The organism is Streptomyces sp. MAR4 CNX-425 (genome assembly GCF_048656465.1).
Taxonomy (GTDB): Bacteria; Actinomycetota; Actinomycetes; order Streptomycetales; family Streptomycetaceae; genus Streptomyces.
This window is the reverse complement of record NZ_JBMDLF010000003.1, coordinates 398,027-422,248: the sequence shown is the minus strand read 5'-3', so window position 1 is coordinate 422,248 and position 24,222 is coordinate 398,027. Positions and strand designations below refer to the sequence as shown.

The 24,222-nt window shown below is 73.6% G+C and carries 26 protein-coding genes, 1 tRNA gene and 1 pseudogene; 16 read left to right on the top strand and 12 right to left on the bottom strand.

The features are described from left to right. Positions 1–28: 28 nt before the first annotated feature. Genes purS through purL form a run of 3 tightly spaced genes read left to right on the top strand, consistent with a single transcriptional unit; the run spans position 29 to position 3,230 of the window. Positions 29–298 carry a phosphoribosylformylglycinamidine synthase subunit PurS gene (gene purS, locus ACHZ99_RS11565; RefSeq protein WP_420304378.1) on the top strand — a complete coding sequence of 90 codons (270 nt, stop codon included), beginning with the start codon at positions 29–31 and terminating at the stop codon, positions 296–298. Continuing rightward, on the top strand, positions 295–975 hold the full coding sequence (purQ, locus tag ACHZ99_RS11560) for a phosphoribosylformylglycinamidine synthase subunit PurQ (RefSeq protein ID WP_420304377.1): 681 nt from the start codon (positions 295–297) through the stop codon (positions 973–975). The genes purS and purQ overlap by 4 nt, the downstream gene beginning before the upstream one ends. Further along, positions 972–3,230 (top strand): phosphoribosylformylglycinamidine synthase subunit PurL, encoded by a 2,259-nt coding sequence (gene purL / locus ACHZ99_RS11555; protein ID WP_420304376.1) that lies wholly within the window; start codon positions 972–974, stop codon positions 3,228–3,230. Before purQ ends, purL begins: the two co-directional genes overlap by 4 nt. A 39-nt stretch (positions 3,231–3,269) precedes the next feature. Here purL and ACHZ99_RS11550 read toward each other — a convergent pair whose 3' ends face one another. Continuing rightward, positions 3,270–3,806, bottom strand: a complete 537-nt coding sequence (locus tag ACHZ99_RS11550; protein WP_420304375.1) for a PH domain-containing protein — start codon at positions 3,804–3,806, stop codon at positions 3,270–3,272. A 54-nt stretch (positions 3,807–3,860) separates the two neighbouring features. On the opposite strand from ACHZ99_RS11550, the gene ACHZ99_RS11545 reads away from it, so the two are divergent. After that, a complete protein-coding gene (locus tag ACHZ99_RS11545; RefSeq protein WP_420304374.1) occupies positions 3,861–4,706 on the top strand; it encodes a sterol carrier family protein in 846 nt (281 codons plus the stop codon). A gap of 149 nt (positions 4,707–4,855) precedes the next feature. Here ACHZ99_RS11545 and ACHZ99_RS11540 read toward each other — a convergent pair whose 3' ends face one another. Genes ACHZ99_RS11540 through ACHZ99_RS11530 form a run of 3 tightly spaced genes read right to left on the bottom strand, consistent with a single transcriptional unit; the run spans position 4,856 to position 8,413 of the window. Further along, on the bottom strand, positions 4,856–6,160 hold the full coding sequence (locus ACHZ99_RS11540) for a hypothetical protein (protein WP_420304373.1): 1,305 nt from the start codon (positions 6,158–6,160) through the stop codon (positions 4,856–4,858). After that, positions 6,147–7,688 (bottom strand): hypothetical protein, encoded by a 1,542-nt coding sequence (locus ACHZ99_RS11535; RefSeq protein ID WP_420304372.1) that lies wholly within the window; start codon positions 7,686–7,688, stop codon positions 6,147–6,149. Before ACHZ99_RS11535 ends, ACHZ99_RS11540 begins: the two co-directional genes overlap by 14 nt. Next, entirely contained in the window at positions 7,688–8,413 is a 726-nt protein-coding gene (locus ACHZ99_RS11530) for a hypothetical protein (protein WP_420304371.1), read from the bottom strand. The genes ACHZ99_RS11535 and ACHZ99_RS11530 overlap by 1 nt, the downstream gene beginning before the upstream one ends. A 195-nt stretch (positions 8,414–8,608) precedes the next feature. Here ACHZ99_RS11530 and ACHZ99_RS11525 point away from each other — a divergent pair, with 195 nt between their 5' ends. The 3 genes from ACHZ99_RS11525 (at position 8,609) to ACHZ99_RS11515 (ending at position 11,028) form a co-directional block, all read left to right on the top strand. Beyond that, positions 8,609–9,178 (top strand): YciI family protein, encoded by a 570-nt coding sequence (locus ACHZ99_RS11525; RefSeq protein ID WP_420304686.1) that lies wholly within the window; start codon positions 8,609–8,611, stop codon positions 9,176–9,178. Positions 9,179–9,320: 142 nt separating this feature from the next. After that, the gene (locus tag ACHZ99_RS11520) at positions 9,321–10,088 is read left to right on the top strand and encodes an SDR family NAD(P)-dependent oxidoreductase (protein ID WP_420304370.1); all 768 of its coding nucleotides are present in this window, start codon (positions 9,321–9,323) and stop codon (positions 10,086–10,088) included. Positions 10,089–10,119: 31 nt separating this feature from the next. After that, positions 10,120–11,028, top strand: a complete 909-nt coding sequence (locus tag ACHZ99_RS11515; RefSeq protein ID WP_420304369.1) for an RNA polymerase sigma-70 factor — start codon at positions 10,120–10,122, stop codon at positions 11,026–11,028. A gap of 129 nt (positions 11,029–11,157) precedes the next feature. On the opposite strand, the gene ACHZ99_RS11510 is transcribed toward ACHZ99_RS11515, so the two are convergent. Both ACHZ99_RS11510 and ACHZ99_RS11505 read right to left on the bottom strand, forming a co-directional pair. After that, entirely contained in the window at positions 11,158–11,784 is a 627-nt protein-coding gene (locus ACHZ99_RS11510) for a TetR/AcrR family transcriptional regulator (RefSeq protein ID WP_420304368.1), read from the bottom strand. 84 nt (positions 11,785–11,868) lie between these two features. Continuing rightward, a complete protein-coding gene (locus tag ACHZ99_RS11505) occupies positions 11,869–12,717 on the bottom strand; it encodes a helix-turn-helix transcriptional regulator (protein WP_420304367.1) in 849 nt (282 codons plus the stop codon). Between the two features lie 141 nt (positions 12,718–12,858). Here ACHZ99_RS11505 and ACHZ99_RS11500 point away from each other — a divergent pair, with 141 nt between their 5' ends. The 3 genes and pseudogenes from ACHZ99_RS11500 to ACHZ99_RS11490 all read left to right on the top strand — a co-directional run. Next, positions 12,859–13,125 carry an Atu4866 domain-containing protein gene (locus ACHZ99_RS11500; RefSeq protein WP_420304366.1) on the top strand — a complete coding sequence of 89 codons (267 nt, stop codon included), beginning with the start codon at positions 12,859–12,861 and terminating at the stop codon, positions 13,123–13,125. 78 nt (positions 13,126–13,203) lie between these two features. After that, positions 13,204–13,962, top strand: a complete 759-nt coding sequence (locus tag ACHZ99_RS11495; RefSeq protein ID WP_420304365.1) for an SDR family NAD(P)-dependent oxidoreductase — start codon at positions 13,204–13,206, stop codon at positions 13,960–13,962. 66 nt (positions 13,963–14,028) lie between these two features. Then, positions 14,029–14,221, top strand: a pseudogene (locus ACHZ99_RS11490) (SDR family oxidoreductase); the annotation flags it as partial. 7 nt (positions 14,222–14,228) lie between these two features. Here ACHZ99_RS11490 and ACHZ99_RS11485 read toward each other — a convergent pair. Further along, a complete protein-coding gene (locus ACHZ99_RS11485; RefSeq protein ID WP_420304364.1) occupies positions 14,229–14,354 on the bottom strand; it encodes a hypothetical protein in 126 nt (41 codons plus the stop codon). 61 nt (positions 14,355–14,415) lie between these two features. On the opposite strand from ACHZ99_RS11485, the gene ACHZ99_RS11480 reads away from it, so the two are divergent. Beyond that, complete coding sequence (locus tag ACHZ99_RS11480) at positions 14,416–15,477, top strand: hypothetical protein (RefSeq protein WP_420304363.1); 1,062 nt, start codon at positions 14,416–14,418, stop codon at positions 15,475–15,477. 224 nt (positions 15,478–15,701) lie between these two features. Then, the gene (locus ACHZ99_RS11475) at positions 15,702–16,193 is read left to right on the top strand and encodes a GNAT family N-acetyltransferase (protein WP_420304362.1); all 492 of its coding nucleotides are present in this window, start codon (positions 15,702–15,704) and stop codon (positions 16,191–16,193) included. Positions 16,194–16,468: 275 nt separating this feature from the next. On the opposite strand, the gene ACHZ99_RS11470 is transcribed toward ACHZ99_RS11475, so the two are convergent. Next, on the bottom strand, positions 16,469–16,822 hold the full coding sequence (locus ACHZ99_RS11470; protein WP_420304361.1) for a hypothetical protein: 354 nt from the start codon (positions 16,820–16,822) through the stop codon (positions 16,469–16,471). A 168-nt stretch (positions 16,823–16,990) separates the two neighbouring features. Here ACHZ99_RS11470 and purF point away from each other — a divergent pair, with 168 nt between their 5' ends. Further along, positions 16,991–18,526, top strand: coding sequence for an amidophosphoribosyltransferase (purF, locus tag ACHZ99_RS11465; protein WP_420304360.1), 1,536 nt, complete (start codon positions 16,991–16,993; stop codon positions 18,524–18,526). Positions 18,527–18,630: 104 nt separating this feature from the next. Then, positions 18,631–19,749, top strand: coding sequence for a phosphoribosylformylglycinamidine cyclo-ligase (purM, locus tag ACHZ99_RS11460; protein WP_420304359.1), 1,119 nt, complete (start codon positions 18,631–18,633; stop codon positions 19,747–19,749). 110 nt (positions 19,750–19,859) lie between these two features. Here purM and ACHZ99_RS11455 read toward each other — a convergent pair whose 3' ends face one another. Together ACHZ99_RS11455 and ACHZ99_RS11450 are read right to left on the bottom strand one after the other, a co-directional pair. Next, on the bottom strand, positions 19,860–20,123 hold the full coding sequence (locus ACHZ99_RS11455) for a DUF3073 domain-containing protein (RefSeq protein ID WP_420304358.1): 264 nt from the start codon (positions 20,121–20,123) through the stop codon (positions 19,860–19,862). A 352-nt stretch (positions 20,124–20,475) separates the two neighbouring features. Beyond that, positions 20,476–21,558, bottom strand: coding sequence for a Leu/Phe/Val dehydrogenase (locus ACHZ99_RS11450; protein WP_420304357.1), 1,083 nt, complete (start codon positions 21,556–21,558; stop codon positions 20,476–20,478). 196 nt (positions 21,559–21,754) lie between these two features. On the opposite strand from ACHZ99_RS11450, the gene ACHZ99_RS11445 reads away from it, so the two are divergent. Both ACHZ99_RS11445 and bldC read left to right on the top strand, forming a co-directional pair. Continuing rightward, entirely contained in the window at positions 21,755–22,588 is an 834-nt protein-coding gene (locus ACHZ99_RS11445; RefSeq protein ID WP_420304356.1) for a hypothetical protein, read from the top strand. A 604-nt stretch (positions 22,589–23,192) separates the two neighbouring features. Further along, positions 23,193–23,399, top strand: coding sequence for a developmental transcriptional regulator BldC (bldC, locus tag ACHZ99_RS11440; protein WP_003949541.1), 207 nt, complete (start codon positions 23,193–23,195; stop codon positions 23,397–23,399). 341 nt (positions 23,400–23,740) lie between these two features. On the opposite strand, the gene ACHZ99_RS11435 is transcribed toward bldC, so the two are convergent. Beyond that, complete coding sequence (locus ACHZ99_RS11435; protein WP_420304355.1) at positions 23,741–24,001, bottom strand: DUF6274 family protein; 261 nt, start codon at positions 23,999–24,001, stop codon at positions 23,741–23,743. 144 nt (positions 24,002–24,145) lie between these two features. Then, positions 24,146–24,220, bottom strand: a tRNA-Asp gene (locus ACHZ99_RS11430). Positions 24,221–24,222: the final 2 nt, after the last annotated feature.

Below are 24,222 nucleotides of genomic sequence, written 5' to 3'. Positions count from 1 at the left end.
TCTTCACAACCCTTACCGGGAGTAGCCAGTGGCCCGCGTCGTAGTCGACGTCATGCTCAAGCCGGAGATCCTCGACCCGCAGGGGCAGGCGGTGCAGCGTGCGCTGCCGCGCCTCGGCTTCGCCGGGATCGCCGACGTCCGCCAGGGCAAGCGCTTCGAGCTCGAAGTGGAGGGCCCGGTCGACGACACCGCCCTCGCGCAGATCAACACGATGGCCGAGACCTTCCTTGCGAACACCGTGATCGAGGACTTCACGGTACGTGTCGAGGAAGTCGCACGCACGGGAGAGCCGAAGTGACCGCTCGTATCGGCGTCGTCACCTTTCCGGGCTCCCTTGACGACCGCGACGCACTGCGCGCCGTCCGGCTGGCGGGCGCCGAGCCGGTTCCGCTCTGGCACCGGGACAAGAACCTGCAGCAGGTGGACGCCGTCGTCCTCCCCGGTGGTTTCAGTTACGGCGACTATCTGCGCGCCGGTGCCATTTCGCGCTTTGCACCCGTGATGGAAACGGTCATCGAGCAGGCCCGGTCCGGTATGCCGGTCCTCGGCATCTGCAACGGCTTCCAGGTGCTCACGGAAACTCATCTGCTGCCCGGCGCGATGTTGCGCAACAACCACCTGCACTTCATCTGCCGGGACCAGAAGCTGCGGGTGGAGAACGCCGGCACCGCCTGGACCGCCGACTACACCGCCGGCCAGGACATCCACATCCCGCTCAAGAACATCGACGGCCGCTACACCGCCGACGAGCCCACGCTCGACGAGTTGGAGGCCACCGGCCGCGTCGTTTTCCGCTACCGGGACGGCAACCCCAACGGCTCGCTGCGCGACATCGCCGGCATCGCCAACGAGGCGGGCAACGTCGTCGGCCTCATGCCCCACCCCGAGCACGCCGTCGAACCCCTCGTCGGCACCGGCCGCACCGACGGCCTCGGCTTCTTCACCTCCATCCTCAAGAGGCTGGTCCACGCATGACGCGCACCCCCCTCGACACCGTCAAGCACGCCTCCGGCACCCCCGGCGCCGAGCAGCCCTGGGCCGAACTCGGCCTGAAGGAGAACGAGTACGACCGGATCCGCGAGATCCTCGGCCGCCGCCCGACCGGCGCCGAACTCGCCATGTACTCCGTCATGTGGTCCGAGCACTGCTCGTACAAGTCCAGCAAGGTGCACCTGAAGCAGTTCGGCGACAAGGCCCCGCCGTCCGACGCCCTCCTCGTCGGCATCGGCGAGCAGGCGGGCGTCGTGGACGTCGGCCAGGGCTACGCCGTCACGTTCAAGGTCGAGTCGCACAACCACCCCTCGTACGTGGAGCCCTACCAGGGCGCCGCCACCGGCATCGGCGGCATCGTGCGCGACATCATCGCCATGGGCGCCCGCCCCGTCGCCGTGATGGACCCGCTGCGCTTCGGCGCCGCCGACCACCCCGACACCAAGCGCGTCCTGCCCGGCGTCGTCGCCGGCATCGGCGGCTACGGCAACTGCCTCGGCCTGCCCAACATCGGCGGCGAGGTCGTCTTCGACCCCTGCTACCAGGGCAACCCGCTGGTCAACGCCCTCTGCGTCGGCGTCATGCGGCACGAGGACATCCACCTCGCCAAGGCCGCCGGCGTCGGCAACAAGGTGATCCTCTACGGGGCCCGCACGGGCGGCGACGGCATCGGCGGCGCGTCCATCCTGGCCTCGGAGACGTTCGACGACGCCAAGCCGAGCAAGCGCCCCAGCGTCCAGGTCGGGGACCCGTTCCAGGAGAAGCTGCTCATCGAGTGCACCCTGGAGGCGTTCGCCGAGGACCTCGTCGTCGGCATCCAGGACCTCGGCGCCGCCGGGCTCTCCTGCGCCACGTCCGAGCTGGCCTCCAACGGCACCGGCGGCATGCGCGTCGAACTCGACGTCGTACCGCTGCGCGACGCGACGCTCTCGCCCGAGGAGATCCTCATGAGCGAGTCGCAGGAGCGCATGTGCGCGGTGGTCGAGCCCGCGAAGGTCGACCGCTTCCTCGCCGTCTGCGAGAAGTGGGACGTCACCGCCACCGTCATCGGCGAGGTCACCGACGGCGACCGGCTGGAGATCTACTGGCACGGCGAGCAGATCGTCGACGTGCCGCCGCGCACCGTCGCCCACGACGGCCCGGTCTACGAGCGCCCGATGGCCCGCCCCGGCTGGCTCGACGCCCTCCGGGCCGACGACGCCGCGAAGCTCCCGCGCCCCGCGGACGGCGCCGGCCTGCGCGCGCAGGTGCTCCAGCTGGCCGGCTCGCCGAACCAGGCGGACAAGTCGTGGATCACCTCGCAGTACGACCGGTTCGTCCTCGGCAACACCGTCCTCGCCCAGCCCGAGGACTCCGGCATGATCCGCATCGACGAGGAGACCGGCCTCGGCGTCGCGCTCGCCACCGACGGCAACGGCCGCTACGCCAAGCTCGACCCGTACGCGGGCGCCCAGCTGGCGCTGGCGGAGTCGTACCGCAACGTCGCCGCCACCGGCGCCCGCCCGCTCGCGGTCACCGACTGCCTCAACTTCCCCTCGCCGGAGGACCCGGCGGGCATGTGGCAGTTCGCCGAGGCGTGCCGCGGGCTGGCCGACGCCTGCCGCGTCCTGGGCACCCCGGTCACCGGCGGCAACGTCTCCCTCTACAACCAGACCGGCGACCAGCCGATCCACCCGACGCCGGTCGTCGGCGTGCTCGGGGTGATCGACGACGTCGCGCGGCGCACGCCGATGGCGTTCGCGACGGAGGGCCAGCTGCTCTACCTCCTCGGCGAGACGAGGGAGGAGCTGGGCGGCTCCGCCTGGTCGCAGGTCGTCCACGAGCACCTGGGCGGGCTGCCGCCGGCGGTCGACCTGGAGCGGGAGCGGCTGCTCGCCGAGATCCTGATCTCCGCCTCGCGCGACGGCATGATCGACGCGGCGCACGACCTGTCGGACGGCGGCCTGGCGCAGGCGGTGGTGGAGTCCTGCCTGAAGGGCGGCCACGGCGCGCGGCTGGTGGTGCCGGAGGGGCTGGAGCCGGCGGTGTTCCTGTTCTCGGAGTCGCAGGGCCGCGCGGTGGTGGCGGTGCCGCGGAGCGAGGAGACGCGGTTCACGGACATGTGCGGCGCGCGGGGGCTGCCGGCGACGCGGATCGGCGTGGTCGACGGGGACGCCGTCGAGCTCCAGGGCGAGTTCACCCTGCCGCTGGCGGAACTCCGGGAGACGTACGAGCGGACGATCCCGCAGCTGTTCTCCTGAGCTGCTCTCCTGAAGAGGTTCACCAACGCGGTACGCGGGTCAGTGGGCCGGCGGCCGGCCGGCCCCGGCCCCGCCCGCGTTCCCGCTCCCGAGGGAGTCCACGGCCCGGTAGATCTCGGCCTTCAGCCCCTCCGGGTCGGGTACGTGCCGGAGCGTCATCACGCCCTGCTCGGACGCGGACTGCACGTTGAGCGTCCCGTAGCGCATGATCCGCTCCCACAGGTTGGCGCGGAACGACACGTCGTTCACGCGCGCGAGGGGGATGCTGCGGCCCGACTTGGACAGGAAGCCGCTGCGCTTGTGCAGCCGCTTGGTGGTCAGGATGTACATCGTGCTGCGCCACCGCAGCAGCGGGATGAGCCAGAAGTAGCAGGCGAAGATCGCCGCCACCGCCAGCACCCCGAACGTCGTGTACTTCCCCCAGTCCTCGTCCGTGGGGAGCCACCACGCGAGCACCCCGGCGGCCACCGCGATCACGCAGAGCGCGAGGAACTCGTTGACCAGCGTGGTCCAGTGCTGGCGGGTCACGTACACCAGCGACTCGTCTTCGGCGAGGTAGCGGTCGGCGATAGGCATGGGCGCATGGTGGCACAGGTCGGCGTTGTCGGACCTCGGTCGTAGGCTCCTGTCATGCCGACCGCCAAGCGCAGCGCCGCCCGCAGGGCGCGCACGTACGACCCGGAGAAGACGTGGACGGCGCTCACGGCGCAGGTCCGCGCGGTGAGCGCCGCGGCGCGCGGGCTCGACGAGGGCGCGCCGGCGCTGCCGTCGGGGCTGCCGGGCTGGGACGTGGGGCTGCTGCTGGCGCACGTCGTCGACCAGATCGAGGCGACGCCGCGGCTGCTCGCCGAGCCGGCGCCGCCCGGGCTCGCGGGGCGGGCGGTGGTCGGCCTGCCGGCGTGGGCGGTGTCGACGGCGGGCATCGCCGACCGGCTGGACGAGCGGGCCCGGCGGGAGGCCGAGCGCATCGCCGCGGAGTACGGGACCGGCCCGGCGGCGTACGCCGCGGCGGTGGACGCGGCGGCGGAGCGGCTGGCGGCGGCCCGTCCCGAGGCCGTACGGACCGACCGCCTCCTGCCGCACCGCTTCGGCCCGATGACCGCGCTCGACATGACGGTCACCCGCCTCGTCGAGCTGGTCGTCCACAGCGACGACCTGACCCGCGCCACCGGCGCCGCCGTCCCCCTGGACCGGGGCGCGACGGCCGCCGTCGTCCGCGTCCTCGCGGACGCCCTGGCGGCGAAGGCCCCGGGGGCGGCGGTGGAGGTGCGGATCCCGCCGTTCGCGGCGGTCCAGTGCATAGCGGGCCCCCGCCACACCCGCGGCACGCCGCCGAACGTCGTGGAGGCGGACCCGCTGACGTGGATCCGGCTGGCGACGGGGCGTATGAGCTGGGAGGCGGCGCGGGAGGAGGGGACGGTGACGGCGAGCGGGGACCGTGCGGACCTGACGGAGGTCCTCCCGGTGCTCGCCTGACGCGGGGCGCGGGGGCAGCGGCGCGGGGGCGCGGTGCGGGGGGCGTGCGGTGCGTACGCGCGGCGGCGCGGTGCCTCCGCGGCGCGTACGCGGCGGCACCCGGCGTTCCGGCCGTCGCCGGGGAGGCCCCGGCGGGGCCGGTGCCGGGGTCAGCGCCCCAGGGCGCGGGTGAAGTCGCCGCGGGCCACCCGCGCCGCCAGCGAGTCGCTCACCAGCGAGCCGTAGCCGGTGGCGGCCCACAGGCTGCGCTCCGCGGGGACCTCGAAGTACGGCAGGTCGCGGCCGTCCACCCGTTCGGTCAGCACCTCCGGGGCCCGCCGGGCCTGGACGGCCGCGGCGCACGCGGCGCAGGCCGAGACGCGGATGTGGTCGCGGCGGCCGAGGGGGCGCCACTTGAGGCGGCGTGTGCCGCGGCCGTGCAGGGGGTTGAAGAAGCACAGGGGCAGGGCGGTACGCGAGTCCTGTAGCGCGTCGCGGCCTTCGAGGACCAGCGCCAGGACGCCCGCCAGGTCGGCGCGGCCGCGGGCGGCGTCGAGCACGGTGCCCGCGGCGGCGTACGCGTCCAGGGCGCTCCGCAGGGCGGCCGGGGCGGTGTCGTGCGGGTGGGCCTGCGCCGCTTCGCCGAGGGCGACGACCTCGGCCTCCGCGCGGCGGCGCAGGTCCGCCTCGTCGGCGGCCGCGGCCGCGGCGAACACCGCCCGGGGAAAGGTGAACGGAGCCGGGCCGGCGGTCCGCCGGCGGCGGCGCGCCGCCAGCAGCCCGGCGAGTACGGCCAGCGCGAGAGCGGCGGCCGCGATCAGCGCCACGGTGCCGGTCCCGACGCCGCCGTCGCCCCCGGCGGCCTCCGCGGACCCGGCATCGGCCGGCGCCCCGGTCTCCGGGGTGGCCGTCGGCGTCGGCGTCGGGGTGCGCAGGTGCTCGGTGGCCCGTTCGTAGACCTCGTCCCCGTTGCCCGCGGCGACGATCTCGACGGCCTTGGCCATCCGGGTGCCGAGGCCGGCGTCCTGCATCTCGTCGAGGTGGTAGACGGCGGCCGCGGCCGACCCGGCCTGGTGCTTGCCGTACGGCCACTCCCAGCCCTCCACGTCGTCGGGGAGCTCACCGGTGGTGAGCAGGACGGCGTCCCGGTTCAGCCGGTCGTGCACCGCACCGGCGAGCTGCCGGGCCTCGCCGCCGAAGGCGTCGCCCTTCGTGAGCGGCACCGCCACCACGTACAGCGGCAGCCCGGTGTCCTCGATCTGCTCGGCCAGCTCCCGCTGCCGGGCGGGCGGGAACGCGGTCTCGTACGCGTCGTCCACGTACACCGGCGACCGGCGCAGCGCGTCGGCGATCTCCTCGGCGGGGCTGGGCTGCGCCGAGGCGGTCCCGGAGCCGGGCAGCACGGCGAGGGCCCCGGCGAGCAGAGCGGCGAGGGCGGCGCCGAGCAGGCGCCCGGCGGAGTCAGTGCGGCACACCGGTGTACTCCCGGACCTGGCGGATGAGTTCGGTGATCCCGGTCGAGGCCGCGGCCAGCGGCCCGGGTACGGCGTCGTACGGGACGGGCCCCTGGTCGGTGGGCAACAGCAGCCGTACCCCGGGCAGCGGCACGGAGGCGTGCCGGCAGCCGGCGCAGAGCGGCGGCCCGGAGCCCGGCGGCCAGCCGGCGGCCTCGGGCCCGTGCAGCGGGTTGGTCCAGCAGCAGCGGTAGTCGCCGACGGCGTGCGGGCCGCCGTCGAGCGCGGTGTGCCCGGCGCGGGCCAGCACCAGGGCGCAGACCAGGGCCGGGGCGGCGGCGTCGCGGTCGACGCGCCCGTCCTGCCGCCCGTCCACCGCGAGCAGCGCGGCATCGAGGCAGTCGGCGGCCCGTACGAGGCCGGCGGCGCCGGCGGCGCCCGCGGCAGCGGCGGCGTCAACGGCGCCGGTCGCCCAGGGACCGCCGGGCCCCCCGGGACCGCCGGGCCCCCCGGGACCGCCGGGCCCCCCGGGACCGCCGGCCCCCACGGGACCGCCGTGCCCGGCGTGGCCGCCCGGCACGCCCTTGCCCCCCGGGCCGTCCGCCACGTCCGCGTACCGCTGGGCGAGCGACCGCAGCGCGTCCTGCGCGGCCCGGTGCAGCACCGCCCGCTCCGGCGCGCGGAAGTCCGCCGCGCCCGGCCCGCCCGGCCATCCCGGCCCTTGGGCGGGCAGCGGAATCCACAGCGCGGCGCGGTGCCGCCGCCGCGTCCGCAGCGGGGTGGTCGCCGCGACCACCAGGCCGAACAGGGCCAGGGCCAGGCCGGCGCCGATGGCCAGGCCGGGCCCGAAGTCCGCGCCGAACACCGACGGCAGCGGCTCCGGCTCGTAGTCCTCCTCGTCCAGCCCGCGGCCCGGCTGGTACGGCGGCTCGCCCGGCGTGCCGGTCGACGGCGCCTGCTCCAGCAGGGTCAGCAGCGTGTCGAGCCCTTCGGGGATCATCGTGTCGCCGACCCCGGAGTCCTCGTCGGGGCTCGGCAGCCGCTCCGGCAGGTCGTAGTGGAGGTAGTCGCTGTCCAGGAGGCTGCCGTGGTTGGCGAGATGGATGCTGCCGGTGAACGCGTCGGCGACGACGTAGACACCGTCCTGGCGGACCTCTCCGTGCAGCCGCCGCATCAGCTCCACGGGGTCGCCACCGGACTCGTCCCCCTGCTGCGTCGGGAGGATCGCGATGAAGACCTTGTGGTCGAGGCCGCGGATCCGGTCGAGCAGCCTGCGGCGCTCCGCGTCGTCCAGCGCCCGCTCGCTCTCCGGGTCTTCGTAGAGCGGTTCCTCGGCGAGGCCCGCGCCGACCCGCTCCACCCGCAGCCGCAGGTCCGCCTTGGTCGGCGTGTGCGCCGCGGTCGGTCCGGACGTGGGCCCGGAGTCGGCCGTGCCCGAGGAGCCGTCTCCGAACCGCAGGGCCGCGAACACCGCGATCAGCACCGCGACCAGCACCGCGGCCAGGACGGCGACGACGATCTCCGGCCGTCCGCGCAGCCACGCGACCATCAGCGCCACCCCCGCGGGCCCGGGTGCGGAAGCCGGCGCAGCCGCCGGACGTACACGCCGATGAGGAGGATGAGCAGCGGCAGCCCCGCCAGCGAGATCCCGGTGAGGAAGCTCTGGTTCTTCCGGTCGGTGATCGACACCTCGTCGTCGTCCTCCGGCGTCTCCCGGGGGGCGTGGTGGAGAGGCTCGGGCGTGGCGGTCGGCTCCTGCCCGTCGGACCCGCCGTACTTCTCCCGCGCGGCCTCCGCCCGCTCGGCGACGTCCTCGTCGTTCAGCGCCTCGACGAAGAGCCGGAACGTCTCGATCGGCCAGGCGTCGAAGGGCAGCTCGAAGGTCGTCACCGCGACGGCGTCCCGTACGGGGACGTCCACCCCGTACGACGTGGCCCTGATCGTGGGCAGGCCGGCGTCGATCAGTACGTACAACCCGTCCTCGCCCACCCGGTCGTGCACGGCGGCGAGCAACTGCTCGCCGTACAGCGGGTCGTTCGGCAGGACGAGCACGTACGTCGGCACGCCGGTCCGCTCCGCCGTCCTCGCGAACTCCGCGGCCGCGGAGCGCGGGACCTCGCGGGGCACCTGATCGGAGATGTAGACGGGGTCGTCGCGCAGCTGCTCGGCGAGATAGGCGGCCTGGGTCTCCCCGTCCGGGGTGTCCCCGTCGGCGGCGGCCTGCCCGGCACCGAACCCCAGGGCCAGCACCAGCCCGGCCACGACCCCCGCCAACCCACGCCTGCGCCCTCGCACGACTCGACCCCTCCCGCCCTCCCCGTGCCCCTCCCCGGCGTTCCGGTACCCGACTGTACTTCGCGGCCCTGACAGCCGCGACGGTTCCGGGCGCGGACCTGATTGCCTGTTCCGGCACCCTTCCGGCACCCTTCCGGCACCCTCCCGGCCCGGCCGGTGCTGAAGACTGGGGGCATGGAGTTCTTCTGCTACCACCGTGACCGGCCCGGGTCCTTCGCGCTGCGGTACGAGCTGCTGGAGGAGCACTGGTCGTACATGGACCGGTACGCGGCCGGGATGATCGCCCGCGGCCCGACCCTGGCCGACGACGGCGAGGTGCCCACCGGCAGCGTGCACATCCTCGACCTCCCGGACGCGGCCGCCGCCCGCGCCTTCGCCTTCGACGAGCCCGGCTACCAGGCGGGCGCGTACCGCGACGTGCTGCTGCGCCGCTGGCACAACTCCCTCGGCCGGACGATGTGGGACTTCCCCGGCGGCCGCACGGGCGGCAGCCGCTACCTCGTCCTGGGCCTCGGCCCGGGCCCCGGCACCGGCGCCGAACCGGCCGTCGACGTCGACCGGCTGCCGGACCTGGACGAGCTGATCGCGTACGGGCCGCTGCTCTCCGACGACGGCTCCGCCTGGCTGGGCACCGCGGCGCTGCTGCGGGCCCCGGACCCGGCGGCGGCGCGGACGGTGCTCACCGCCGAGGAGTACGCGGCCGTCGAGGTGCACCACTGGCAGTTCGGCGGCCGGCCGTCCTGACCCGGGGCCGGGACCGCGACCGGGGCCTCGGGCCCGGGTCCCCGGACCGGGACCCTGACCAGGGGATTCCGCCCGGATGTCAGTCCCGGCCCCGCTGTCTCGTCCCAGGGGGTGAAGCCACCTTCGAGGCAAGGAGCCCACCGTGAGCGAGCACCACCCCCCGCGCGGGATCGCACTGGTCACCGGCGCGAACAAGGGCATCGGCCGCGGCGTCGCCGAACAACTCGCCGCCCTCGGCATGACCGTCCTGCTCGGCGCCCGGGACCCGGGGCGCGGCGCCGAGGCGGCGGCCGCGCGGCGCGCGGCCGGCGGCGACGCGCACCCGGTCGCCCTGGACGTCACCGACCAGACCTCCGTCCGCGCGGCCGCGCAGCACGTCGAGGAGCGCTACGGCCGCCTCGACGTGCTGGTCAACAACGCCGGCATCACCGGCTCGGGCCAGGTCTCGCCCGCCGACGCGCGCGACCAGATCCCCACCACCGTCGACCTGGACATGGTCCGGGCGGTGTTCGAGACCAACGTGTTCGGGGTGATCGCCGTGACCAACGCCATGGTGCCGCTGCTGCGGCGGTCCCCGGCGGCGCGCATCGTCAACGTCAGTACGCATGCCGCCTCCCAGACCCTCTCCAGCGACCCCGAGGGGCCCTTCGCGGCCCTGCTGCCCTCCGCGGCGTACACGCCGTCGAAGAGCGCGCTCACCGCGCTGACCGTGCAGTACGCGAACGAGCTGCGCAAGGACGGCGTTCTCGTCAACGCGGCCGCCCCCGGCTACGTCGACACCGACAGCAACGACCACACCGGCTTCCTCACGGTCGCGGAGGGCGCCGCGGTCGTGGTGCGGCTGGCCACCCTGGGCGACGACGGGCCGACCGCCGGGTTCTTCGCCGCGGAGGGCCCGGTGCCCTGGTGACGGTGGCCCACGAGACGGAGGAGAGCCCGGCGTGACGAGGACCGAGGAGTTCGAGGAGCTGCGGCCGCTGCTGTTCTCGATCGCGTACCGGATCCTCGGCAGCGTGAGCGAGGCCGAGGACGCCGTCCAGGAGTCCTGGCTGCGCTACCAGGCCGCCGGCAGCGAGCCCGAGTCGGCGAAGGCGTTCCTGTCGACCGTGGTCACGCGCATCTCCATCGACGTGCTGCGCTCGGCCCGCGTCCGGCGCGAGGAGTACGCCGGCCCGTGGCTGCCGGAGCCGCTGCTGACCGACCCGTACGAGGACCCGGCGCGCTCGGCGGAGCTGGCGGACTCGCTGTCGACGGCGGCCCTGCTGCTCCTGGAGCGGCTCTCCCCGCTCGAACGGGCGGTCTTCGTGCTCCGCGAGGTGTTCGCCTTCGACTTCCCGGCGATCGCGTCGGCCGTGGGCCGGTCGGAGGCGGCGTGTCACCAGCTGGCGGTACGGGCGCGCCGGCACATGAACGCGGGCCGGACCCGGTTCGAGGCCGGGCGGCGCGAGCGCGAGGAGCTGGCCGAGCGGTTCTTCGGCGCGTTCCGGGAGGGCGACGTCGACGCGCTGACGGAGCTGCTGGCCGCCGACGTGCGGATGATCGGCGACAGCGGCGGCAAGGCCCCCCGGTTCCAGCCCGTCGTCAGCGGCGCCGAGCAGGTGGCAGGGGTGCTCGCGGTGTTCGTCCCGCTGGTCGTCAGGGGGGCGGGGGCCGTGGAGCCGCGGCAGGTGAACGGCCGCCCGGGCGCGGTCTTCCGGGACCGGGAGGGCCAGGTCCTCAGCACGTGGGCGCTGGACGTGCGCGACGGGCGACTCCAGACGATCCACGCGGTGAACAACCCCGACAAGCTCAGGCACATCGGCCCGCCGGCGGACGCCTGGGCGGCGTTGCGCGAGGCGACCGGAGACTGAGCGCGCGCACCCGCGGGGTCAGCCCGGGACCTCCCGCAGCCGGGCCCGCTCCGCGCGGCCGGTCGCGCGGGCGAGGACGAGCATCACGCGCGCGTAGGAGCTTGTCGACGTCCTGGACCACCGGGGGGATCAAGTCCCGCCCGGACGCGGGCCGCGCCCGCGGACCAGCGGCAGGAACACCTCGTCGACGATCTCAGTAAGGATGTCGTCGGACACGGCCGGGAAACCCAGCAGCACGTACTCGTTGCGCAGCAGCGCCAGCGGCGCGGACGCGACCCGGGGGTGCACCGCCCCCGGCGCGGCCTCGCCGCGCTCCACCGCCCGGCCGAGCAGCGCCAGCCACGCCGCCCCCTGCGCGTCCTCCGCCGCCGGGTCGCGCAGCTCGGCCAGCAGCTCCGGAGCGCCGCCGGCCGCGGCGATCAGGCCGCGCAGGATCTCCCCGTACGGCGACGACCAGGTGCTGTTCGCGCGCCGCAGCATCTCCAGCGCGTCGCCGCGCAGCGAGCCGGTGTCCGGCGGCGCGGTCTCCGCGGCGGCCAGCCGGCGGTACGCGGCCACGCCGAGCGCGACGCGGTTCGGCCAGCGCCGGTACAGGGCGTTCTTGTTCGTCCCGGCCCGCCGGGCCACCTCGTCCATCGTGAGGGCCGGGACGCCGGACTCCGTCAGGATCTCGGCGGCGGCGCGCAGGATGGCGTCCTCCAGCACGGCCCCGCGGCGTCGCGGGGCGGGGGGCCGTCTGCTGCCGTCCGGTGCCACGAGCGCATCGTACGTTCCGGCCCTGAAGTCCCGGCTCGGACACCAGCCGCGAACCAGCCGGATGATCACGCGCTCGTCGGCTGATCAGCCGTGGGGCCGCGGGGCGGGCCGGCGCCGGGTGGCGTGGCTGGAACCGAGCAGGCTGAGGGACTGGGCGCTGGGGCTGCCCGGTTCGGCGTGGTAGATGACGAGCTGCTGGCCGGGGGCGTCGCGGACGTCGAAAGCCTGGTAGGTGAGGGTGAGGGGGCCGACGTCCGGGTGGAGGAGGTGTTTGGCGTCCTGGGTCTTGCCGCGCACGGTGTGGGCATTCCAGAGGCGGGTGAAGTCCGCGCTGTGCTCGGTCAGGGTGCGGACGAGTTCGCGCAGCCGTGGGTTGTCCGGGTCGAATCCGGCTGCCTCGCGAAGGTTGGCGACGGTGGCCTGTGCTGCCCGGTCCCAGTCTGCGTAGAAGTTGCGGCCCGCGGCGTCGAGGAAGGTCATGCGGGCCAGGTTGTCCGCCGGCTCGAAGGGGGCGTAGAGGGCGTCGGCCAGGGCGTTGACGGCGAGGAGGTCCAGGGTCCGGCTCATGACGAACGCCGGAGTGTTCGGGTAGCCGTCCATCAGCTGTCGCAGCGAAGGGCTGACCCGCTCGGCGGCGTGGACGGAGGGCTGGCCGTTCGGCGCGGCCCCGGCCAGCCGGTACAGGTGCGCGCGTGCGTCCGCGTCGAGGCGCAGCGCGCGGCTGAGCGCGTCGACCACCTGGGGTGAGGGGTTGCGCTCGCGGCCTTGTTCCAGCCGGGTGTAGTAGTCGGCGTTCACCCCGGCCAGGACGGCGACCTCCTCGCGCCGCAGTCCGGCGACTCTGCGGGCCCCGTAGCTCGCCATGCCGACGTCCTCCGGCCGCAGGCCGGCGCGGCGTGCGCGCAGGAAGTCTCCCAGGTGGTTGTCGTCCATGTGCCCCCAGGCTAGGCGGCGGCGCGGTGTGCTGCCCGGGTGTGCCGCACCCAGGCAGCACGCGTCCTGGTTGATGGCCGCTGACCTGCCCAGACTCGGTGGAGCGGGACGGACCGCACCGTTCGAGGAAAGGAGTCCGCCATGGCCGGGACCGTTGAGGGCGACCGCGTCGACGTGGTCGGGATGTGGGTGACCGCGGATGGTCACATCCGGCAGGAACTGCTGCCGGACGGCCGCTACGACGAAGCCCGCGGCGAGCGGCGCAGCGCGTACACCGGCCGGTACACGGTGACCGGCAGCCACCTGGACTACGTCGACGACACCGGGTTCACCGCCACGGGCGACATCCGGGACGGAGTCCTCTATCACGAGCACCTCGTGCTCTACCGGGAGCAGAAGCCGTCGTAGCGGAGGCCCGGCTACGGCCGCCTCGGCACAGCCAGGCAGCCAGCAAGCAAGCAGCAACGAGAACCAAGGGTCATCTCCATGACAGGACAACGGCTTGACGGCAAGGTCGCGCTGATCACGGGCGCGACCGGCGGCCTCGGCACCGCGACCGCCGAACTCTTCGCCCGCGAAGGCGCCCGGCTGGTGATCACCGACATCGCCGAAGGCCCCCTGCGGGACCTGTCCGGCCGGATCGGGGCACGCGGCGCGAACGTCGTCGCTGCCCGCCTCGATGTCTCCTCCGCGCGGGAGTGGGACGAAGTGATCACCGTCGTACGCGACCGGTTCGGAACGCTGGACGTGCTCGTGAACCTCGCCGGCATCCTGGACTGGCCAGGTATCGAGGACACGCGGGAAGAGGCGTGGGACCGCGTCATCGACGTGAACCAGAAGGGCGCATGGCTCGGCATGAAGGCGGCGATGCCGCTCCTGCGCGCGAGCGGCAACGCGTCGGTGATCAATACGTCGTCCGTGCTCGGCCTGGTGGGAAGCGGTGCGGCTGCGGCCTACCAGGCGTCCAAGGGGGCCGTGCGCCTGTTGAGCAAGACCGCCGCGGTCGAGTACGCCCGGCAGGGAGTACGGATCAACTCACTGCACCCCGGGGTGATCGCCACCCCGATGATCCAAGACCTCCTGGACGACCAGGGCGACCAGCAGCCGGACATCCAACGCACCCCCATGCGCCGAGCCGGCCGCGCCGACGAGATCGCACCCGCGATCCTCTTCCTGGCCAGCGACGAATCCTCCTTCATCACCGGCGCGGAGCTGGTGGTCGACGGCGGGCTCACCGCGCACTGAACACCCCGGCGCTACCACGTCCACGTGGGCCTGCCGTGAATGCGAAACAGCGCGGCCCACCGGTGCGGCCCGCTGGGCATCCGCGCCAACCTCGTGGCCGCGGACTTCCTCGACACGATCCGCCCCGACAGCCGCGCCCCTGGGACGTGTGGCGCAGCCCGAGGAGATCGCCGAGGTCCTGTGCTTCCTCGTCTCGCCGCGCTCCCGTTTCGTCACGGGAGCCGTGGTCGCCGCCGACGGCGGTTTCACCGCGATCTAGCGACGCATCAGCCGGCCACCCGGGTCCCGCCCGGCGGCTCAAGGTGCAGCGTGTACTTCGCGATGCCGGTGGCCGGGGCCTTCACCGGACCGGCGACGTACTCCACCGTGACCGGCGGGACCTCCTCCAGCACCTCGGGAAACCGGCCTTCCGGTTTAGGGTACGAGCCGTACCCTAAATGAGGAGCGGCAACGGTGCGCATCTTCGGCATCACCTACGACACCGGCTTTACCACCGCCGGAACCACCACCCGCGAACCCTTCGACCCCGCCGTCGTCCGCCGCGAGATGCAGATCATCCGCGACGACCTGGGCTGCGACGCCGTACGCGTCACCGGCGGCGACCGGGACCGCCTGGAGACCGCCGCGCGCCTCGCGGCCGACGCCCGGCTGGAGGTGTGGTACTCCCCGTTCACCAACGGCCTCACCACCGCCGAGCTCCTCGACTTCCTCACCGACAGCGCCGCACGCGCCGAACGCCTGCGCCGCGGAGGCGCCGAGGTCGTCTTCCTCACCGGCTCGGAGGTCTCCCTCTTCACCACCGGGCTGCTCCCCGGCGACACGCACACGGAACGCGCCGCACTCCTCACCGACCGCGAACGGCTGCGGGCCGCCCTGCCCGCACTCCCCGCGCGGGTCAACGCCCTCCTCGGCGAGGCGGCCACGGCGGTACGCGCCCGGTTCGGCGGCCGGATCGGGTACGCCTCGCTGCCGTTCGAAGGCGTCGACTGGACCCCGTTCGACGTCGTCGCCACCGACGCCGGCTACCCCGAGGCCGGATCCGCCGACAGCCTCGCCGCGGGCCTGCGCGCCCTGACGGCACACGGAAAGCCGGCCGCCGTCACGGAGCTCGGCTGCACCACGTACCGCGGGGCCGCGGCGGCGGGCGGACGCGGCGAGGCGGTCGTCGAGTGGGACGAGCGCGCCCGCCCGGCGCGGTTCACCGGGCACGTCGTACGCGACGAACAGGAGCAGGCGGACCACCTGCGGAGACTCCTCGACGTCTGCGACGCATCCGCCCTGGACGCGGCCTTCGTCAACACCTTCGCCCGCTACGACCTCCCGCACGCGCCCGCCGACGACGACCGCGACTTCGACAAGGCGTCGTACGGGGTGGTCAAGGTCCTGACGGACGGCAGCCCCGGCACGACGTACCCGGGCCTGCCCTGGGAACCGAAGGCCGCCTTCCACGCCCTCGCGCGGTACGGCCACGCCCGCCGCGGCGCGGAAACGCCCCCGGCGGCGCCACAGGGCTGAACTCACCGCGCCCCCGTGCATCGTCCGCCACGTTCGTCTCCCCGGCATGGGGGCAGGCGGGAGGGCAAGTGCTCGTAACCAGGCAATCGACCGGCGCGTTGGGGCGCGCCCTGGCGCGGCTGGGGGAGGCCCGGGAGACGTACGCGGCGGTCGAGCGCGTCCAGTGACCGGCCGCGCGGACGAAGCGGTCGACAGCTCGCGGCGGGTTCGGGAGCATGGCGCCCATGCAGACGTGGACGATCCGGGCCGAGCCCGTCACCGGCCCGGACGTGGACAGCGTGATGCGGCAGTACTTCACCGAGATGGGGCGCCGGGTCCTCGGGCGCTCCGCGACCGAGGCCGAGATGCGGGCCGTCCTCGCGGACGACCCGCACCGGGACCTCGGCCCGCCCCGCGGCGAGTTCCTCGTCGCCCGCGACGCCGGCGGCGGCTTTCTGGGTTGCGCCGGCGTCCGGCTGCTGGGCGGCAGCCCGGCGACCGCGGAGCTGAAGCGGATGTACGTGGACCCCGCCGGACGCGGTGCGGGGTTGGGGCGGGGGCTGCTCGTCGCCGTGGAGGAGGCGGCCAGGAGGCTGGGCGCCACCCGGATCGTGTGTGAGACCAACACCGGGCTCACCGAGGCGCGCGCGCTGTACACGCGGTACGGATACGAGGAGACGGCGCCGTACGAGGGCCACGGCAAAGCGGACCACTGGTACGCCAAGACCCTCGCGTAGCTCCCACAGCAGAACTGCTGACGGAGCGATGAGCTGGAGCCAGAACACGATCTGAAGTGCCCTGGTGAGATGAGCGCCACCGCCCCCGACGTCTACCGGGAGGCGAAGCGGCGCACCGGCGGAGACTCCCCGTCGCCGCCCCTCACGCACGGGCGCCCACTCCGGCGCCGCTCCGCCCACCCCGGCGCCGCGCCACGCGGCCCGCCGGTACCGGCTACACCACCGCGCGAACACCACCGTGCGGCGCAGGTGTCCCCGCCCGGGCCTACCGCGGGTCAGACCCCGCGTCCGCCGCTCTCGATCTCGTACTGCTCCACCAGTTCCTCGAACCGCCCCGCGTCCCCCTCCCGCAGCGATACAGGCCGCCGCCCGCCCGCCAGGGCGCGTACCCGCTCCGTCACCTCCGTGGCCTGCTCGCGGGTCGCGTACACCCCCACGACCAGCGCCGCGGGGTCGTCGTCCAGCGTGATGCTCCAGGGGATCTCGCACGGGGGCGCGTGGTCGGGGTCCGGGCACAGGAGGCGCTCCACCGGCTCCCGCAGGCCCGGTGTCTCCTCGGCCTCGGTGTCCGTGAGGATCCGGATCTCGTACACCCCGCGTTCGGCGGCGGCGGCTTCTGTTTGCGGCACTTCACCCTCCTCGTCCGGCGACCGTAGCCGCCGCGCCCGCGCCGCCGCACCGGGTTATGCCGCCCGGGCCTGCCCCACCGCCCCCGCCCCCGCCGGCGGCCGGGACGTGATTCCCGCCACGTGTGCACCGTTCGGGTGCCCGGGCCGATCTGCCTTAGACTCGAATACGTGCCACGTGGTGACGGACGACTCAGCCACGACCTGCTTCCCGGCGAGAAGGGCCCCCAGGACGCCTGCGGCGTCTTCGGCGTCTGGGCCCCGGGCGAGGAGGTCGCCAAGCTCACCTACTTCGGACTGTACGCACTGCAGCACCGGGGACAGGAGTCCGCGGGCATCGCGGTGAGCAACGGTTCACAGATCCTCGTCTTCAAGGACATGGGCCTGGTCTCGCAGGTCTTCGACGAGACTTCCCTCGGCTCCCTCCAGGGCCATATCGCCGTGGGTCACGCCCGCTACTCGACCACCGGTGCCTCCGTGTGGGAGAACGCGCAGCCCACCTTCCGGGCCACCCCGCACGGCTCGCTCGCGCTCGGCCACAACGGCAACCTCGTCAACACCGCCGAGCTGTCGGAGCTGGCCGCGGACCTGCCCCGGGAGAACGGTTCGCGCGCCCCGCGGCCGGTGGCGACCAACGACACCGACCTCGTCACCGCGCTGCTGGCCGGGCAGGTCGACGACGACGGCAAGCCGCTGACCGTGGAGGACGCCGCGCCGCTGGTGCTGCCGCGGGTCAAGGGCGCGTTCAGCCTGGTGTTCATGGACGAGCAGACGCTCTACGCCGCCCGTGACCCGCAGGGTGTCCGGCCGCTGGTGCTCGGGCGGCTGGACCGGGGCTGGGTGGTGGCGTCGGAGACCGCCGGGCTGGACATCGTGGGGGCGAGCTTCATCCGCGAGGTGGAGCCGGGCGAGATGATCGCGATCGACGAGAACGGGTTGCGGTCCCGTCGTTTTGCCGAAGCAAAGCCCAAGGGGTGTGTCTTCGAGTACGTGTACCTGGCCCGCCCCGACTCCGAGATCGCCGGCCGGAACGTGTACCTCTCCCGCGTCGAGATGGGCCGCCGGCTGGCGGCCGAGGCTCCCGCCGACGCCGACCTCGTCATACCGACGCCCGAGTCCGGCACCCCCGCCGCCATCGGGTACGCGGAGGCCAGCGGCATCCCGTACGGTGCCGGGCTGGTCAAGAACAGCTACGTCGGCCGGACCTTCATCCAGCCGTCCCAGACCATCCGGCAGCTCGGCATCCGGTTGAAGCTGAATCCGCTCAAGGAGGTCATCGGCGGCAAGCGTCTCGTCGTCGTGGACGACTCCATCGTCCGCGGCAACACGCAGCGCGCGCTGGTACGGATGCTCCGCGAGGCCGGCGCCGCCGAGGTGCACGTGCGCATCTCGGCGCCTCCGATCAAGTGGCCGTGCTTCTTCGGCATCGACTTCCCCACCCGCGCGGAGCTGATCGCCAACGGCCTGGCGGTGGAGGAGATCGGGCAGTCGCTGGGTGCGGACTCGCTCGCGTACATCTCCACCGACGGGATGATCGAGTCGACGGGCATCCCGAAGACCAACCTGTGCCGGGCCTGCTTCGACGGCGAGTACCCGATGGAGCTGCCCGACCCCGAGCTGCTGGGCAAGCACCTGCTGGAGACCGAGGTCGCCGGCGGGCGCGACGCCGCCGGACGGGACGCCGCCGACCCCCTGCGCCGCCCGTAGCCGCTCCCGGACGCGTACGACGTACGCGCCCCGAAGCCCGACGCCCTGACGCCCGACGCATCGCATCGCATCGACGCACCGCACACCCGGAGGACCCCAACGCCATGTCTGGTGCCAGCCAGCCCCCCGCCCCGGCCCCCGCCGCCGGCTCCTACGCGGCCGCCGGCGTCGACATCGAGGCCGGCGACCGTGCCGTCGAGCTGATGAAGGAGTGGGTGAAGAAGGCGCGGCGGCCGGAGTCGGTCGGCGCCCTCGGCGGCTTTGCCGGGCTCTTCGACGCCTCCGTCCTCAAGCGCTACGAGCGCCCGCTGCTCGCCTCCGCGACCGACGGCGTGGGCACGAAGGTCGCGGTCGCGCAGCGCATGGACGTGCACGACACCATCGGGCACGACCTGGTCGGCATGGTCGTCGACGACCTGGTCGTCACCGGCGCCGAGCCGCTGTTCATGACGGACTACATCTGCGTCGGCAAGGTGGTGCCGGAGCGGGTGGCGGCGATCGTCAAGGGCATCGCCGAGGGCTGCGTCCTGGCCGGCTGCGCGCTGGTCGGCGGGGAGACGGCGGAGCACCCGGGGCTGCTGGGCCCGGACGAGTACGACGTGGCCGGCGCCGGTACCGGTGTCGTCGAGGCGGACGCCGTGCTGGGCGCCGAATGCGTCCGTTCGGGTGATGTGGTCGTCGCGATGGGGTCCTCCGGCCTTCACTCCAACGGGTACTCGCTCGTACGGCACGTCCTGCTGGACCGCGCCGGCTGGGCGCTGGACCGGGCGGTGCCGGAGTTCGGCCGCACGCTCGGCGAGGAGCTGCTGGAGCCGACGAAGATCTACTCGCTGGACTGCCTGGCGCTGCTGCGCGCCACCGCGGTGCACGCCTTCTCGCACGTCACCGGCGGCGGCCTCGCGGGCAACCTGGCCCGGGTCGTCCCGGAGGGGCTGCGTGCCGTGGTCGACCGCGGGACGTGGGCGCCGGGCGCGGTCTTCGACGTGGTCGGGGAGGTGGGCCGGGTGGAGCGGGCGGAGCTGGAGCGGACGCTGAACATGGGCGTCGGCATGGTGGCCGTGGTGCCGCCGGAGTCGGTCGACGTGGCGCTCGCGCTGCTCGCGGACCGCGGGGTGGACGCCTGGGTCGCCGGCGAGGTGCGTGCCGTGGGCGACGGGCAGGAGGGCCCGGGCTCGGGCTCGGGCTCCGGTGTCGTCGAGCTCACGGGGGACCATGCCCGCTGAGGCCGTCGCCCCGGGGCCCGGTCAGCGACCCGCCGGCCGCCGGTTCCGGGCAGCAAAAAGGGCCCGTCCGGGGGTGTCCCCGAGCCGAGCTCCGATTTGCTGCCTGCGGTTCAGGCGCCGCGTCGCTGCTCCGACGAGCCGGCCGAGTCCTCGCCGTCTTCGTCGTCCTCGTCCTCGTACAGCTCCGCGTAGCGCGAGTACAGGTCGTCGTCGGGCGACTCTTCCTCGACTTGCTGCTGCTGTCCGTTCGACGGCGGCTTCGCCGTCGATGCGCCCAGCTCTTCGGCAAGGCGTGAGAGGTCAGTCCCACCGCTGTTGTACTTCAGCTGGCGGGCGACCTTCGTCTGCTTGGCCTTGGCCCGGCCGCGCCCCATGGGTCGACCCCCTCAAACGACGGGGCTCGGTGGCCCCAGAGTCTGACACGCGTTCATGATCGGAAGCGGACCCTCCTGAGTGAGGGACCGTCCATCGGGGTTCAACGGTACCTGTTTCTGCACCCTGACGGTACGTCGCTGGCAGTACGGGCCCCGCCGCCGATCCCGGTGAGGTCCGCGTCCCCGCTGGTCAGGACCCGATTCTATCGTCTGACGAGGAGCGACCCGCCGCACGGTGGTGACATGCGTTACGCTACGCCGTTCCTTTGCCTTGGTGAATGCTTCCGCGGGCGCGCGAACGGCCTCTTTGCCCGCCCCGGCGCACCCGGGCGGGCAAAGGGGCGTACGGCACTCAGGCGGGGCGCTTGGCGTCCGCCATGCGCTGCTCCGCGATCCGGTCCGCCGCCACCGCCGGCGGTACCCCGTCGGACGCCGCCCGGCGGAATATCTCCCCGGTCGTGTCGAAGATCCCCGCGGCCTTGGCGCGCGCCCGGTCCATGTCGAAGCCGTGCAGCTCGTCGGCGACCTGGATGACGCCGCCGGCGTTCACCACGTAGTCCGGGGCGTAGAGGATGCCGCGGTCGGCCAGGTCCTTCTCCACGCCCGGGTGCGCGAGCTGGTTGTTCGCCGCGCCGCAGACGGCCTTCGCGGCCAGCACCGGCACGGTGTCGTCGTTCAGCGCGCCGCCCAGCGCGCACGGCGCGTACACGTCCAGCGGCTCGCGGATCAGCGCGGCCGTGTCCGCCGCCACCGCCACCTCCGGGTGCGCCGCCCGCACCCGGTCCACGGACGCCGCCCGCACGTCCGTGATCACGACCTCCGCACCGTCCCCGACCAGGTGGTCCACCAGGATGTGCCCCACCTTGCCGACCCCGGCGACGCCGACGCGCCGCCCGCGCAGCGACGGCGTGCCCCACAGGTGCTCGGCCACCGCGCGCATGCCCTGGAAGACGCCGAACGACGTCAGTACGGAGGAGTCGCCGCAGCCGCCGTTCCCGGGGGAGCGGCCGGTGGTCCAGCGGTTCGTACGGGAGACGACGTCCATGTCGTGAACGTACGTGCCGACGTCGCACGCCGTGACGTAGCGCCCGCCGAGCGAGGCGACGAAGCGGCCGTAGGCCAGCAGCAGGTCCTCGGTCTTGTCGGTCTCCGGGTCGCCGATGATGACGGCCTTGCCGCCGCCGTGGCCGAGGCCGGCCATGGCGTTCTTGTACGACATGCCGCGGGAGAGGTTCAGCGCGTCCAGCACCGCGGCCTGCTCGGGGTCGTCCGCCGTGGCGTAGGCGTGGAAGCGGGTGCCGCCCAGGGACGGGCCGAGGGCGGTGGAGTGGATGGCGACGACCGCCTTGAGGCCGGTCTCGCGGTCCTGGCACAGGACCACCTGTTCATGGCCGCCCTGGTCGGAGCGGAAGAGTGTGGAGAGAACGTCGGTCACGGTGGTGACTCCGGTTTGGTCGCGGGCTGCTGCCCTCCAGGGGTGGGGGAGGGCAGGTAGGTGGCACAAGCGTAGAACGGCGCCCGCCTCCGGGGACCCCCGGCGGGGTCTCGGCTCCCGGGAGCGTCCCCCGGGAGGACTCAGCACCATAGTCTGCGGGAGACTCGGATACGTACGTGGGAGAGGGGAGAGGGCGTTGGCCGTGGTGTCGTCACTGGTGATCCCGTACGCGACGTACCTGCGCGTGTACGAACCACTGGCCGCCTTCCCCGAACCGGAACGCACCCACTGGTACCGCTACGCCGCCCGCGAGGCCACCCCCACCAGCCAGGACGAGCTGCTCCGCGCCCTGGCCGGGCTGGCCGGCACCCCGCCGACGGCGGCCCCGGCGCACGAGAGCGGCGACGCCTTCGTGACCGAGGTGGACGGCGTGACGTGCGTGTGCCCCTGGCGCACCCGGCTGCGCAGCTGGATGGCGCTGGACGAGCTGGTCGAGGAGCTGCCCCGGCCGGTGCTGGAGGCGGCGCTGCCCGAGGTCGTACGGGAACAGGCGCTCGCCGACCACGCGCGCTGGCGGGTGGACAACCCGGACGCGCGGCCGTGGATCAGGTCCGCGGTGTGGACGGTGCCGATGCGCTGGTTCGTGCTCTTCGCCGACGAGGAGCGGGAGTACGAGACGGGGCCGCGCACGCTGCTGCGCTACCGCACGCCGATGGTGCAGGCCCGGCGGCGGGTGGCGCGCGGGCTGAAGGCGCTGCGGTCGGCGGTGGGGCAGGCGCCGCTGGTCGAGGGGCTGGTGGACGTGGGGAAGTGGCTGGAGGAGTTCCATCCGCGGTCGCTGGTGGAGCTGGACTACGGCGGGCTCGTGCACGTGCTGCCGCAGGAGCACCTGGCGGAGGACCGGTCGGCGGCGGAGGTCGCGGAGGGCCTGGCGGCGCTGGCGGAGGGGGACGAGGAGCGGGCCGGGCGGGCGTACCAGCGGCTGACGGACCGTTGGGGCGCGGTGCGCGAGCGGCAGTTCGCGAGCTAGCCGCCGAACGCCCCTGGCGCCGGGGCCCGCGGGGCGGGTCCGGAGGCCGGGCGCTGAACAAGCGCTCACTAGTGCGACGAACAAATCCGGACTAGTGTCCCGCCATGCCCCGGCGCGGAAGGGGCCGTTCGGCCCCTGCACCCCGGGACCTCCGTCCCGGACGAAGGTCCCGAACCCGGCTAATTGGTCAACCGTGATGGAAAGCACGTACCCGGGTCTTGCCGTCACCGCGTAGCCTGGGTGACGATATAGGGCAAGGAGTCCAGATGGGGTATGTTCCGTCCAACTTAGGGTGGAATGCCGAGCATTGATCCTCTCGTGGGAGACCTTGTGACCTCTGGTGGTGCTGTGACTGATCGTCACGATGGCGTGACTGTCCGCTATGGCCCGGTCCAGCGGGATCCGTCGAGGTTGAACACCTCAGAGGGCAATTCCATCGGTTTGGCCGACGCCGCTGGACAGATGGTGTAGTTGTAGTGCCGAGGACAAGCCGTTCGTCCTATTACCGACTCGACCCCCGTCGGCCATATCGGTCAACGAGGGTCAAGGTGCAGAATTTAGAGGAAAGAACCGAGAAGGTTCGGTTCTCCCGAGGAGGCCGCTCATGACCGCTCGCACCCCTGACGCCGAGCCGCTGCTGACCCCCGCCGAAGTAGCCACGATGTTCCGCGTTGACCCGAAGACGGTCACGCGCTGGGCGAAGGCCGGCAAGCTCACGTCGATCCGCACGCTCGGCGGGCATCGCCGCTACCGCGAGGCGGAGGTCCGCGCACTGCTGGCGGGCATTCCGCAGCAGCGCAGCGAAGCCTGACCAGCCGCGTCGCCGGGGCGCACGCCGGGACCCCCTAGCCCGGCCCACCGCCTTCGCCACGCGGGACGACGCAGCGTCGTCGATCGCGCTGGACTCCGCCGGGTCCGGCGCGAGGTGATGTACGGCCCCCAGTGACCGCCCTCCCCAGGGCGGTTGCCGGGGGCCGTTCGCGTACGCGGCGACGGCGGGCCGGTGCCCGTCCGGGCACGGGTGCAATGGCACATACAAAATTGACCCGACCTAAGGGGGGTGTAAATCCCCCCGATTCGAAACCGAATCAGTGATCCCCGTCACATGCGCGGTGGCTTGCGGCGTCGGGAATGCTGCGATATTGACCCCCGTCACCTCGTGCCCCGGTCCGGCGGCGCCGCCTCACCGGCCGCGGCCGCCCCCTGCGGGTCGTCCGCACCGTCCGCACCGTCCGTGCGGTCCGCGTGCTCCGCGCCGTTCGCGTCTGCGATCTCCGGCGGCGCCGACTCCATCGCCAGCCGCAGCAGCCGGCTGCAGACGGCGCAGTGGGGGGTGAGGTGCCCGTACGACGACGCGGCGGACAGGTGGGCGCGCAGAAGGGCCTTCGTCTCGTGCCGCACGGTCGTCGTCATAGACCTTGGGTAACGGGTGGCCGGACGCCCGTCAAGGAAACGGGCAGCCGGTCTAGACCGCGTACCAGCGGCGGAGCGACACGGGAGTGACGGAAGGCCTCCGCCGTGACGACGGAGGCCGGTGAGGTCGGACGAGATGCAGGGCGGTCCTGACGGGATTTGAACCCGCGGCCTCCACCTTGACAGGGTGGCGAGCACTCCAAACTGCTCCACAGGACCTT